Source organism: Arsenophonus nasoniae (genome assembly GCF_004768525.1).
GTDB lineage: Bacteria > Pseudomonadota > Gammaproteobacteria > Enterobacterales > Enterobacteriaceae > Arsenophonus > Arsenophonus nasoniae.
In genome coordinates this window covers 1,848,876-1,861,597 of record NZ_CP038613.1, presented here as the reverse complement: position 1 = coordinate 1,861,597, position 12,722 = coordinate 1,848,876, and the positions used below count along the sequence as shown (strand labels likewise).

The 12,722-nt window shown below is 36.5% G+C and carries 9 protein-coding genes; 7 read left to right on the top strand and 2 right to left on the bottom strand.

All coding sequences use genetic code 11. The annotated features are described in order from the left end of the window. Nucleotides 1-25: 25 nt before the first annotated feature. Entirely contained in the window at nucleotides 26-811 is a 786-nt protein-coding gene (locus ArsFIN_RS09225) for a YciK family oxidoreductase (RefSeq protein ID WP_026821990.1), read from the bottom strand. Between the two features lie 113 nt (nucleotides 812-924). On the opposite strand from ArsFIN_RS09225, the gene sohB reads away from it, so the two are divergent. The 5 genes from sohB (at nucleotide 925) to acnA (ending at nucleotide 9,983) form a co-directional block, all read left to right on the top strand. Continuing rightward, entirely contained in the window at nucleotides 925-1,971 is a 1,047-nt protein-coding gene (gene sohB / locus ArsFIN_RS09220) for a protease SohB (protein ID WP_026821991.1), read from the top strand. A gap of 564 nt (nucleotides 1,972-2,535) precedes the next feature. Then, entirely contained in the window at nucleotides 2,536-5,136 is a 2,601-nt protein-coding gene (topA, locus tag ArsFIN_RS09215) for a type I DNA topoisomerase (protein ID WP_026821992.1), read from the top strand. 104 nt (nucleotides 5,137-5,240) lie between these two features. Beyond that, on the top strand, nucleotides 5,241-5,765 hold the full coding sequence (sodC, locus tag ArsFIN_RS09210; protein WP_026821993.1) for a superoxide dismutase family protein: 525 nt from the start codon (nucleotides 5,241-5,243) through the stop codon (nucleotides 5,763-5,765). Between the two features lie 333 nt (nucleotides 5,766-6,098). Beyond that, nucleotides 6,099-7,073, top strand: a complete 975-nt coding sequence (cysB, locus tag ArsFIN_RS09205) for an HTH-type transcriptional regulator CysB (RefSeq protein WP_026821994.1) — start codon at nucleotides 6,099-6,101, stop codon at nucleotides 7,071-7,073. A gap of 237 nt (nucleotides 7,074-7,310) precedes the next feature. Continuing rightward, nucleotides 7,311-9,983 carry an aconitate hydratase AcnA gene (acnA, locus tag ArsFIN_RS09200; RefSeq protein WP_026821995.1) on the top strand — a complete coding sequence of 891 codons (2,673 nt, stop codon included), beginning with the start codon at nucleotides 7,311-7,313 and terminating at the stop codon, nucleotides 9,981-9,983. A gap of 64 nt (nucleotides 9,984-10,047) precedes the next feature. Here acnA and ribA read toward each other — a convergent pair whose 3' ends face one another. Beyond that, nucleotides 10,048-10,650, bottom strand: a complete 603-nt coding sequence (ribA, locus tag ArsFIN_RS09195; RefSeq protein ID WP_026821996.1) for a GTP cyclohydrolase II — start codon at nucleotides 10,648-10,650, stop codon at nucleotides 10,048-10,050. Nucleotides 10,651-11,196: 546 nt separating this feature from the next. Here ribA and ArsFIN_RS09190 point away from each other — a divergent pair. Together ArsFIN_RS09190 and lapB are read left to right on the top strand one after the other, a co-directional pair. Further along, complete coding sequence (locus ArsFIN_RS09190; RefSeq protein ID WP_026821997.1) at nucleotides 11,197-11,514, top strand: LapA family protein; 318 nt, start codon at nucleotides 11,197-11,199, stop codon at nucleotides 11,512-11,514. 6 nt (nucleotides 11,515-11,520) lie between these two features. Next, nucleotides 11,521-12,690, top strand: a complete 1,170-nt coding sequence (gene lapB / locus ArsFIN_RS09185; protein ID WP_026821998.1) for a lipopolysaccharide assembly protein LapB — start codon at nucleotides 11,521-11,523, stop codon at nucleotides 12,688-12,690. Nucleotides 12,691-12,722 lie beyond the last annotated feature (32 nt).

The following is a 12,722-nucleotide window of genomic DNA, read 5'->3' as shown; positions in this document are numbered from 1 at the left end:
TTATCAATTTTTTTGCTTTTCGCTTTTATACGCCAATATTATAATAGGCAACGCCTGGTTTACGATTTGGCTGTGCATCGAAACTTATGCCTGATTCCTTGATACTGTCTTCTCCCATAAGATAAAGATATAGCGGCATAATTTCTTGCGGGGTCTTTAGCTTCATAGGATCCTCTGAGGGAAACGCGTCTGCTCTCATTTGCGTTCTTGTTCCTCCGGGATTAATGCAATTAACCCGTAAGTTAGTCTCTTTATATTCATCAGATAATACCTGCATTAGACCTTCCGTTGCGAATTTGGAAACCGAGTAGGCCCCCCAATTAGCTCGCCCTCGTCTGCCAACGCTTGATGTAGTAAATATTAAGGAACTATTTGGTGCTTGTAAAAGCAGTGGTAGCAGCGCTTGTGTTAGCATGAAAGTTGCATTAACGTTTACTTGCATAACGTCGTGCCAGAGTTTTATGGGTTGATCAATAATCGGTGCAATTTTTCCTAATATGCTTGCATTATGTAATACACCATCAAGATAGGTATAATTTTGATTAATATCGGTTGCTAATTCATGGCATTGTGATTCGGTTATTGTTAACAAATCAAGGGGATAAATAGAAACTGAAGGTATAAATTTGCTATTAGAAATAATTTCCTGTTTAACGTGTTCTAGTTTTGCCAGTGTTCTACCGACTAAAATAAGATTGGCGCCATAAGATGAATAAGTTAATGCTGCTTCACGTCCAATGCCATCGCCTGCGCCTGTAATTAGAATGTTTTTTTGGTTAAGTAGATCAGCTTTAGCTTGGTAATGTAACATGATATTTTCCTACTTTTGATTATTCAAATTTATTAATGAGAGTTATAAGCACTTTATCAAGTTTTTAGTTACAATACTCCCATTGTTTATATTCTGTAAATAAGGATAAAATTGTGGAATTTCTTTCATCGTATGGATTATTTGTTGCTAAAATAGTTACAGTTGTTATCGCTATTATATTGATTTCAATGGTTATTTTTAGTTTTGCGCTGCGTAAACAGAACAAAAAAGGTGATTTAAAACTTATTGATTTAAGTGAAGCTTATCGCGAACGTCAGCGTGAAATGCAACAGGTTAAGATGAGTGATGCCGAATATAAAGTTTGGTTAAAAACCTATAAGAAACAACGAAAAATTGAAGAAAAAAAGCAGAAAGCGGATGCGAAAGTTGGTCAAACAACGCTAAAAAAACCTTGTCTTTTTGTAATTGATTTTAAAGGCAGCATGAATGCCCTGGAAGTCAATGCACTACGTGAGGAAATTACTGCAATTCTATCAATTGCTGATAACAAAGATGAGGTTTTATTGAGGCTTGAAAGTCCAGGTGGTGTTGTGCACGGCTATGGTTTAGCTGCCTCTCAACTAAACCGTTTACGAGAAAAAGGCCTGAAATTAATTGTTTCGGTGGATAAAGTAGCAGCAAGCGGTGGTTATATGATGGCTTGTGTTGCCGATCATATTGTGGCGGCTCCTTTTGCCATTATTGGCTCTATCGGTGTGGTTGCTCAAGTACCCAATTTTCATCGATTACTGAAGAAAAAGGATATTGATGTAGAATTGCATACCGCTGGAGAATATAAACGCACACTAACGTTGTTAGGTGAAAATACCGAGCAGGGACGCAAGAAGTTTGTACAAGATTTAAATGAAGCACATCAATTATTTAAAGATTTTGTGCATCAAAAACGCCCAGCCCTTGATATCAATGCGGTGGCAACCGGTGAGCATTGGTATGGTGTCCAAGCGAAGGAAAAAGGCTTAATTGATGAGATAGGCGTTAGTGATGACATTATCATTAATCAAATTGAAGCCCGAGAAATTATTGCAGTGACTTATACGCCTGCAAAACGTTTTGTTGATCGCTTAATGGGCAGCATGATAGAAAATGCAGATAAGTTGTTAATACGCTGGTGGCAAAGAGGACAGAAACCACTATTTTGAATTAAGAATAAGAAATAAATACCGGCGTTTTCAGCCGGTATTTTTATAACATGATGGTTAAAATTTAATTATTCTATTGCAAATAAAATATTAATTAATTACTTAAAACATAATAAATAATTTTATATACCATCATTAAGCTATTTTATTTGGAAATTAATTTCTTTCTAAAAATTTATTTATTTATCTGTTTGAACTAGGTTTCTGATACTTTTATATAATTTTATTGATTTTTTTTATAATGTATTCATAACTTATTGAAGTAATTTTTGGTGTTATAAGAATAGCAGTGAATAAAATAAGTGGTTGCGCATCATTTTTTATCAGGTAGAGTGTAGGCTTTTTATTACTTACTATGCTTTACTTTTGTCATGCTTTTACTGACAAAATTGTATTATTGAATCTGATTACAGTATGAATTAACAAAGGTTTTTATCTTTATGGCAAAGTATTTAAGCAAAAAAAAGTTGATATATTGTAAATCTGACGCAATATAAAAAGAGATTTCATTTCATCTGGCTGGAAAGCCAGTACGCTTAGACAATATTTTAGGTAAAGATAACTATGGGTAAAGCTCTTGTTATTGTGGAGTCCCCGGCAAAAGCTAAGACGATTAATAAATATCTTGGTAGCAACTACGTTGTTAAAAGCAGCGTAGGGCATATACGTGATTTGCCAAAAAGTGGTGGTTCCAGCTCACAAAAGAATACAAACTCAGCCAATAAGGTTAAAAAAGTAAAAAAAGATGAACATGAGGCGCTTGTAAATCGAATGGGAGTTGACCCATATCATGGGTGGAAAGCTAATTATCAAATTTTACCTGGCAAAGAAAAAGTCGTTGCTGAATTAAGATCGCTCGCTTCTGACGCTGAACATATCTATCTAGCAACGGATCTCGATCGTGAGGGGGAAGCGATTGCCTGGCATTTGCGAGAAGTGATTGGCGGCGATAATCAACGCTTTAGTCGAGTAGTTTTTAATGAAATTACTAAAAATGCGATTAAGCAGGCTTTTGATAAACCCGGTGAATTAAATATTGATCGTGTTAATGCTCAACAAGCTCGGCGTTTTTTAGATCGGGTTGTTGGTTACATGGTTTCACCTTTATTATGGAAAAAAATTGCTCGTGGTCTTTCTGCTGGTCGTGTTCAATCAGTCGCTGTGCGTCTGATTGTTGAACGAGAACGAGAAATTAAAGCATTTGTTCCACAAGAATATTGGCAGCTCCATGCCGAATTACTTACCGTTGATACGGCATTAATTCGACTGGAGGTCACGCACGAAAAGGGTAAGCCGTTTAAACCCGTCACCAAAGCACAAATTGATGCTGCTGTTGCATTATTAAAAGATGCACACTACCAGGTAGTAGATCGCGAAGATCGACCCACAATTAGTAAACCTAGCGCTCCCTTTATTACCTCAACGTTGCAACAAGCAGCAAGCACACGTCTAGGCTTTGGTGTTAAGAAAACCATGATGTTGGCACAGCGGCTTTATGAAGCAGGCTATATTACCTATATGCGTACTGACTCGACTAACTTAAGTCAGGATGCGTTAACTATGGCTCGCGATTATATTGAGCATAAATTTGGCAAAAAATATCTACCTAAACAGGCAAATGTCTATACCAATCAAAAAAGTTCTCAAGAGGCACATGAAGCTATTCGTCCTTCTAATATTGACATTGATATTGACGCGCTAAAAGAGATGGAGGCGGATGCTAAAAAATTATATCAGCTAATTTGGAACCAATTTGTTGCTTGTCAGATGACACCGGCAGAATTTGATTCAACAACATTAACCGTTAAAGCTGGAGATTTTGAGTTGAAGGCTAAAGGGCGTATTTTACGTTTTGATGGCTGGACCAAAGTTATGCCTGCATTACGCAAAGGTGATGAAGATAAAATATTATCAATGGTTAAAGTTGGTAATCAGCTTGAATTGGATAAATTGTCTCCCAGCCAACATTTTACTAAACCTCCTGCGCGTTTTAGCGAAGCTTCACTGGTTAGAGAACTAGAAAAGCGTGGAATTGGCCGGCCATCAACCTATCCGGTTATAATTTCAACTATCCAAGATCGTGGCTATGTAAAAGTTGAAAATCGCCGTTTTTATGCAGAAAAAATAGGTGAAATAGTTACTGATCGATTAGATGAAAATTTTAGTGAATTGATGGACTATGATTTTACTGCTCGCATGGAAGATCAGCTTGACTTAATAGCAGAAGATCGTATTGAGTGGAAGCGTGTTTTAGATGAATTTTTTGCTGCTTTTACTAAGCAGCTTGAAAGCGCCAACAAGGCACCTGAAGAAGGCGGTATGCGACCCAATCCGATGGTATTAACATCGATTGAATGTCCCGACTGTCACCGAAAAATGGGAATTAGAACTGCTTCTACGGGTGTTTTTCTTGGATGTTCTGGTTATAGCTTACCAGCAAAAGAGTGTTGCAAAAAAACAATTAATTTAATTCCAGAAGATGAATTATCAAATATTCTGGTAGGAGAAGAAGAGGATGTAGAAACACATGCTTTGCGAGCCCGCCGGAGATGTCCTAAATGCGGCACCGCAATGGATAGTTACCTTATTGACAATAAACGTAAATTACATGTATGTGGTAATAATCCAGTATGTAATGGTTATGAAGTTGAAGAAGGTGAATTTCGTCTTAAAGGCTATGATGGACCAGTTATTGAATGCGATAAATGTGGCTCAGAAATGCATCTGAAAATGGGACGCTTTGGCAAATATATGGGATGCACGAATGACGCTTGTAAAAATACTCGTAAGATTTTAAAGAGTGGTGAAGTGGCTCCGCCTAAAGAAGATCCTATTCCACTGCCAGAATTAGTTTGTGAAAAATCGGATGCTTACTTTGTATTAAGAGACGGAGCGGCGGGAATATTTTTGGCTGCTAACACTTTTCCAAAATCAAGAGAGACTCGCGCACCATTGGTTGAAGAGTTGGTGCGTTTTAAAGATCGTTTGCCCGTCAAATTTAGTTATTTAACCTTAGCGCCACTGGTAGATCCTGAGGGTAATAAAACAATTGTTAGATTTAGTCGTAAGACCAAACAACAATATATTTCCTCAGAAAAAAATGGTAAAGCGACTGGCTGGAGTGCATTTTATATTGATGGTAAATGGATAGAAAAAAACAAATAAAAAGTTATCTGCTTCCTATAATTAAACAAGGCTACTGATTTCAGTAGCCTAATTTTTAGTTTACTTATCCTCGGTATTTCAAATCATAACAAGGATTAATATCTATGAAATTAAAAATGTTACTGGTTGTGGGCGCTTTTTTTACTGCAACTTCGCTAGCCAATACAATTACAGTCCCAATGCAGATAGTTACTGCAAACAATAACGGTCAATCCGTGGGTAAAATTACCATCAAGGAAACGAAGTTTGGTTTATTGTTTACTCCGCAATTACAAGGATTAGTGCCAGGAATACATGGTTTTCATATTCATGAACATCCTAATTGTAATGCTTTGCAAAAAGAGGGAAAGCTAATAGCAGCAGGAAAAGCGGGTGGCCATTTTGATCCCAATAAAACGGCTAAACATGAAGGTCCATATAATAGTAGCGGGCATTTAGGTGATTTACCGGGTTTAGTCGTTAACACAAATGGTAGTGCTGATTATGCTATTTTAGCGCCGCGTTTAAAATTGATAAGTCAAATTAAGAATAGAGCATTAATGATCCATGGAGGTGGCGATAATTATTCAGATCATCCAGTAACATTAGGTGGTGGTGGTTTAAGGGTTGTTTGCGGTATTATTAAATAATTAATTTATTTTTAAGCCATGCAAAGTTAGTTTAGGAAATCTTTAGTAATAGAGAATGACTTTGTTTGGTTTTTTATTTTTAACATTCAATCAATTAATAAATCTTGTCAAAATTTATATTCATTATAACTAATAAATATATAATTAATTGTTGGTAAAATAAGTTAATTATATAAATAATATTTTATTTGTAATTTATTTGTTGTTATATTCACAACCACATATATTATTGATTATAATAAATAACACTTATATTTCTTTTTGTTATAATATACTTACTATAAGTTATTAAATAATTAATCCTTTATTCAATTTATAAGGACGCTGAATAAGATGAAATTACAGCAATTACGTTACATTGTAGAGATTGAAAATCATAATTTAAATGTTTCATCAACAGCTGAAGGGTTATATACATCACAACCAGGTATAAGCAAGCAGGTTCGTATGCTTGAAGATGAGCTGGGAGTGCAAATTTTTGGTCGTAGTGGTAAACATTTAACGCATGTTACTCCTGCCGGAAAGGAAGTGATAAAAATTGCTCGAGAAGTGATGACGAAAATGAACGCTATTCGAGCAGTCGTTGGTGAGCATACTTACCCTGATCGAGGCATATTGGCGATTGCTACCACACATACTCAAGCAAGATATGCTCTTCCTCCAGTGATAAAGCAATTTATCGAACACTATCCACAAGTTTCCTTACATATGAGCCAGGGCTCGCCAATCCAAATTGCGGAAGATGTCAGTAAAGGAAATAGCGACTTTGCTATTGCAACTGAAGCTTTGCATCTTTACAAAGATTTAGTGATGTTACCTTGTTATCATTGGAATCGTTCGGTTGTCGTTAAAGCAGATCATCCTTTGGTGAGCAAGAAAAATATTACTATTAATGAGCTAGCTCAATACCCGATTGTGACTTATACCCATGGTTTTACCGGTCGTTCTGAGTTGGATGAGGCTTTTTTAAAGGCAGGTTTACAGGCGAAGATTATTTTTACCGCCACAGATGCTGATGTTATTAAAACTTATGTAAGATTAGGATTAGGTATAGGAATTATTGCTAGCATGGCAGTTGATCCTAGTCTGGATCAAGACTTAGTTATTATTGATATGCGGGATAAGTTTAGCTATAGCACCACAAAAATAGGTTTTCATCGTAATAGTTTTTTACGTAGTTATATGTATGATTTTATTTGGCGTTTTGCACCACATTTAACACCTGATGTTGTTGATAAAGCGATTTCTTTGCGTTCAAATGAAGAAATCGAAGAGATGTTTAAAGAGATTCAATTACCAACAATATAATTTTAGTAAAAATTGGCATTTATTCCTATTAATCATTTTTTATTTTATATTTTTTCTTATGCATTAATTTTATATCAAGCTAGCGCTATTTATCGTTAATATTTTTTTGTTTATTTTGAACAAAATCATATTTAATGATCATTATGTGTTACTTAACCGAAAAATATTTCTAATATAATATCTTTATAAGATGCGTCACCTTTGCTAGTTAGATAAAAAATAAAAAAAGGAGGAGTTATGTCGTTAAGTCTAAGAACGGACTGTGCATCCACACTCTCCGCTGGAAGTAAACACTATGAATATTTTAGCTTGTCTAAAGCAGCAAAACAGTTAGGTGATATTTCGAATCTACCAAAATCACTTAAAGTACTGTTTGAAAATTTGCTGCGCCATCTTGATGGAAAATCTGTCGTATTAAAAGATTTACAGGCGATGGTTGATTGGCAGCATATCGGGCATGCTGAGCGTGAAATTGCCTATCAACCGGCCCGAGTTTTGATGCAGGATTTTACCGGTGTGCCAGCAGTTGTTGATCTTGCTGCAATGCGTGAAGCTGTGCAACGATTAGGGGGTGAGGTTAATAAGGTAAATCCACTCACACCTGTCGATTTAATTATTGACCATTCGGTTATGGTTGATGAATTTGCTACCCCACAAGCCTTTACTGATAACGTAAAATTTGAAATGCAACGCAATCATGAACGTTACCTATTTTTACGTTGGGGACAAAAAGCATTTAATCGTTTTAGGGTTGTGCCGCCTGGAACAGGTATTTGTCATCAGGTAAATCTTGAGTATTTAGGTAAGGCAGTGTGGTATGAAGAACGAGACGGGAAATTGTTCGCTTATCCAGATACATTGGTTGGTACTGATTCTCATACCACGATGATCAATGGTTTGGGGGTCTTAGGTTGGGGGGTAGGCGGTATTGAAGCTGAAGCCGCGATGTTGGGCCAACCGATTTCGATGCTTATTCCTGATGTAGTTGGTTTCAAATTAACAGGTAAACTCAAAGAAGGGATCACTGCTACCGACTTAGTTTTGACAGTGACGCAAATGCTGCGTAAACATGGTGTAGTGGGGAAATTTGTTGAATTTTATGGTGATGGTTTGGCCGATTTACCACTCGCGGATCGCGCTACTATTGCCAATATGTCACCTGAATATGGTGCTACATGTGTTTTTTTCCCCGTTGATGAAATCACGTTAAGTTATATGCGATTAACCGGACGTTCGGAAGATGAAATTGCTTTAGTTGAAAATTATACTAAAACACAAGGATTATGGCGCCATCCCGGCGAAGAGCCTATTTTTACCAGTACGTTAACTTTAGATTTAGCCTCGGTTGAAGCAAGTCTGGCTGGGCCAAAACGCCCGCAAGATCGGGTTGAATTGAGTCAGGTTCCGCATGCGTTTAAAAATTCCGTTGATCTTGAATTAAATAAATCAACCAAACAGCATGCGCCCTTGGTCAGTTATGCGGGTAAAAATTTTCAATTGCAAGAAGGAGCGGTTGTTATTGCAGCAATCACTTCCTGTACTAATACTTCAAACCCAAGTGTTTTAATGGCAGCAGGATTATTAGCCAAAAAAGCGGTTGAAAAAGGTTTAGAGCGTAAGCCTTGGGTAAAATCTTCGTTAGCGCCAGGCTCAAAAGTGGTTACTGATTATTTAGCTAAAGCCGGATTGACTGATTACTTAAATCAGTTAGGTTTCAACCTAGTCGGCTATGGCTGTACCACTTGTATTGGCAATTCAGGCCCACTACCGTCGCCAATAGAAGAGGCAATCAAGAAAAATGATCTTACTGTCGGTGCGGTGCTATCAGGTAATCGAAATTTTGAAGGTCGGATCCATCCATTAGTAAAAACTAACTGGTTAGCTTCACCACCTTTAGTGGTTGCTTATGCTTTGGCAGGTAATATGCAAATCAATCTTGCTGATGAGCCGTTAGGGCAAGATAAGAATGGTAACGATGTATTGCTAAAAGATATTTGGCCAACGAGTCAGGAAATTGCTAATGCTGTACAATTGGTAAAATCTGACATGTTCCATAAGGAATATAATGCGGTTTTTGATGGCGATGAAGCATGGCAGGCACTTGAGGTAAAAAGTTCAGCCACTTATTCATGGCAGCCTGATTCAACTTATATTCGTAATCCACCTTTCTTTGATGATATGCAGCTAGTACCAGCGCCGATTACTGATATTCATGGTGCCCATATTTTGGCTATTTTAGGCGATTCTGTTACCACCGATCATATTTCACCCGCCGGCAATATTAAAGCGGATAGTCCCGCTGGTCATTACTTACAATCACATGGCGTTCAAGCAAAAGATTTCAATTCGTATGGTTCAAGACGAGGTAATCATGAAGTTATGATGCGAGGTACATTTGCCAATATACGTATTCGTAATGAAATGCTGCCTGGTGTTGAAGGAGGATTTACTCGCTATATCCCCACACAGACTCAGCTAGCTATCTATGACGCCGCTATGCAATATCAGCAAAATAAGATACCGTTAGCTATTATTGCTGGTAAAGAGTATGGCTCCGGCTCCAGTCGTGACTGGGCGGCTAAAGGAACACTACTACTAGGAATAAGGGTAGTTATTGCTGAATCTTATGAACGAATCCATCGCTCTAATTTGATTGGGATGGGGGTTTTACCATTAGAATTTCCGGCTAATGTAAATCGTAAAACGTTAAAATTGACTGGTGATGAGATAATTGACATTGCCGGCTTGCAATCAATTACCCTAGGCGAGATGATTACAGTCACTATTACTGATAAAAATGGTCAGATAATGACAATGGCTATGCGTTGCCGAATTGATACGATGACTGAATTAGAATACTTTCGTCATGGCGGTATTCTTCATTATGTTATTCGTCAAATGGTAAAATAAATGTATTTAAACCATCAAAAACTGCTCTGTAAAAAACAGACAGTTTTTGATAATAATTGGTTGATTATTTTTTGTCATCATCAGATAGAATATGGCCTAATTTGCTGGCTTTTACATTGAGATAGTCGCTATTTTTAGGATTACGGCCAACAATAAGCGGAACGCGTTCTACGACATTAATTCCGGCTTCTTTCATAATTTCTAGTTTTTTAGGATTATTCGTTAGTAATTTTACTTCATTAATGGCAAGTAATTTATACATGTCTGCACAGATAGTAAAATCACGTTCATCGGGTTTAAAGCCGAGTTTTAAATTAGCTTCAACAGTATCCAGACCTTGATCTTGCAGCGAATAGGCGCGTATTTTATTCAATAATCCGATATTACGCCCTTCTTGACGATGGTAAAGTAGTACTCCGCGTCCCTCTAGTGCAATTTGTTTAAGTGCTGCTTCTAGCTGAAACCCACAATCACAACGTAAACTAAATAAGGCATCACCGGTTAGACATTCCGAGTGGATACGGGAAAGAACGGGTTTTCCATCAGTAATATCACCATAAATAAGTGCTATATGATTATTACCATTAACAATTTCTTCAAAACCGACGAGGAGAAACTCACCAAAAGGAGTGGGTAGCTTGGCTTCAGCTATACGTTTTAGCTGCATAGTGTTATACATAATGAATAAAACTCTGGATTTAAAATTAAGGAAAAATGCGTTAAAAAATAGTTAAATATAGTTATCAATTTATTTTTCACCTATATATTTTACTAGGCTAGTAGATATCATCAGCAGATAAGATTATGTTCATATTACTACAATATGATTATTAAAAAATTAACTATTTTAATTATAAGCACATTTTGCTTATCAATTTAGATTGAAGTTTTGTGATTGAAATGGGGTACTAATCTCAATCAATGATCTGAATGTTTATTCACTTATTGAAAAAAATAGCCAGCAACACTAGTATTTCGTTGAACGGGATAAATCCAAGCAGGGATTTTTCATTAAAATAATTTTGTACTATTAACATGATTTAGATAATTTTTTGTGATAACGCATTCTGTTATCTACCATTGAAATGTTTATTTAAATAAAAAGGTGAGTGTTGATATAATTCTCTTTCTTTATTGGGTTATCAAATGTTAAGTTAACAAAAGAAAAGTGATTTAACCACTTTTCTATCATTAAGCAATAATAGGAAAAAATGTGAAATATTTTTTAATTTTATTACTTGCTATAGCCATTTTTATTGTTTCCGTGACACTTGGCTCAAGCAATAATCAGATAATAACATTTAATTATTTGATTGCCAAAGGTGACTATCCAATATCAACATTACTAGCAATCCTTTTTGCGGTTGGATTCGTATTGGGTTGGCTTATTTGCGGGGTATTTTACGCTAAGGCATTAATTTCATTATCGAATGCAAGACGTAAAATTAAACGACTAGAAAGTCAATTAGTTGAATCACCGCTAAGTGAACATGACACTAAAGTGGCGCTTGTTACAAATGAAAAAAGGTAATTTTTTATGTTAGAGCTGCTGTTTCTGCTACTGCCTATTGCCGCTGCCTATGGTTGGTATATGGGACGCAGAAGTGCTCAACATGATAAACAGCAAAGTGCTGATCGTTTATCCCGTGAGTATGTGGCTGGGGTCAATTTTTTACTATCTAATCAACAAGATAAAGCCGTTGATCTGTTTTTAGATATGCTTAAAGAAGATAGTTCGGCGTTTGAAGCTCATCTAACATTAGGCAACCTTTTTCGTTCAAGAGGTGAGATTGAGCGTGCGATTCGTATTCATCAATCATTATTTGAAAGTAACTCATTATCATTTGAGCAGAAACTACTAGCCACACAGCAGCTTGGACGTGATTATTTTGCAGCTGGGGTTTATGATCGCGCAAGAAATATTTTCTTACAGCTTGTTGATGAGCAAGATTTTCGCTTTAGTGCACTCCAATCTTTACTTGCCATTTATCAAGCAACGAGCGATTGGCATAAAGCAATCGATGTTGCTGAAAAATTAGTCAAAATGGGCAATCCTCAACTAAAAGAAGAAATTGCTCATTTTTATTGCGAACTTGCGCTCATGGAATTGAGTAGTGACAATTTAGATGGGGCATTTCTTTTACTCAATAAAGCTGCCCAAGCAAATAAAAATGGTGCGCGAGTTTCTATTATGAAAGGACGCATTCATATCGCTCGTGGTGAATATGAAAAAGCAATTTCAATACTTAAGCAAGTTTTTGACCAAGATAGAGATTTAGTCAGTGACACTTTAGCCATGCTTTATGAATGTTATTATCATTTAGCGACTTGGAATGATTGGGAAGCTTATATCCAGCAATGTGTTGCCGGCGATTGTGGGGCAACTGCACAGCTTTATCTGGCGGAAATAATTGAAAAAAGAAAAGGGACGGAAAAAGCACAAATATTTATTAAACAGCAGCTAGAACGTCATCCAACGATGCGATTGTTTTATAAATTGATCGATTATCATTTAGCAGACGCAGAAGAAGGTAGAGCAAAAGAGAGTTTGGAATTATTGCGCAATATGGTTGGTGAGCAGATTCGTTCAAAACCTGATTACCGTTGTCGTAAATGTGGTTTTACTACCCATTCTTTATATTGGTATTGTCCTTCATGCCGCTCTTGGGATACGATCAAACCAATAAAAGGCCTTGATGGTCAGTGACAACGTAACTGATATTGCATTTATTAAATTTA

What these genes read in the sequence shown, in the direction of transcription:
- ArsFIN_RS09225 (WP_026821990.1), bottom strand. Translation starts at nt 811, where the DNA reads ATGTTACATTACCAAGCTAAAGCTGATCTACTTAACCAAAAAAACATT.
- topA (WP_026821992.1), top strand. Translation starts at nt 2,536, where the DNA reads ATGGGTAAAGCTCTTGTTATTGTGGAGTCCCCGGCAAAAGCTAAGACG.
- sodC (WP_026821993.1), top strand. Translation starts at nt 5,241, where the DNA reads ATGAAATTAAAAATGTTACTGGTTGTGGGCGCTTTTTTTACTGCAACT.
- cysB (WP_026821994.1), top strand. Translation starts at nt 6,099, where the DNA reads ATGAAATTACAGCAATTACGTTACATTGTAGAGATTGAAAATCATAAT.
- acnA (WP_026821995.1), top strand. Translation starts at nt 7,311, where the DNA reads ATGTCGTTAAGTCTAAGAACGGACTGTGCATCCACACTCTCCGCTGGA.
- ribA (WP_026821996.1), bottom strand. Translation starts at nt 10,650, where the DNA reads ATGCAGCTAAAACGTATAGCTGAAGCCAAGCTACCCACTCCTTTTGGT.
- lapB (WP_026821998.1), top strand. Translation starts at nt 11,521, where the DNA reads ATGTTAGAGCTGCTGTTTCTGCTACTGCCTATTGCCGCTGCCTATGGT.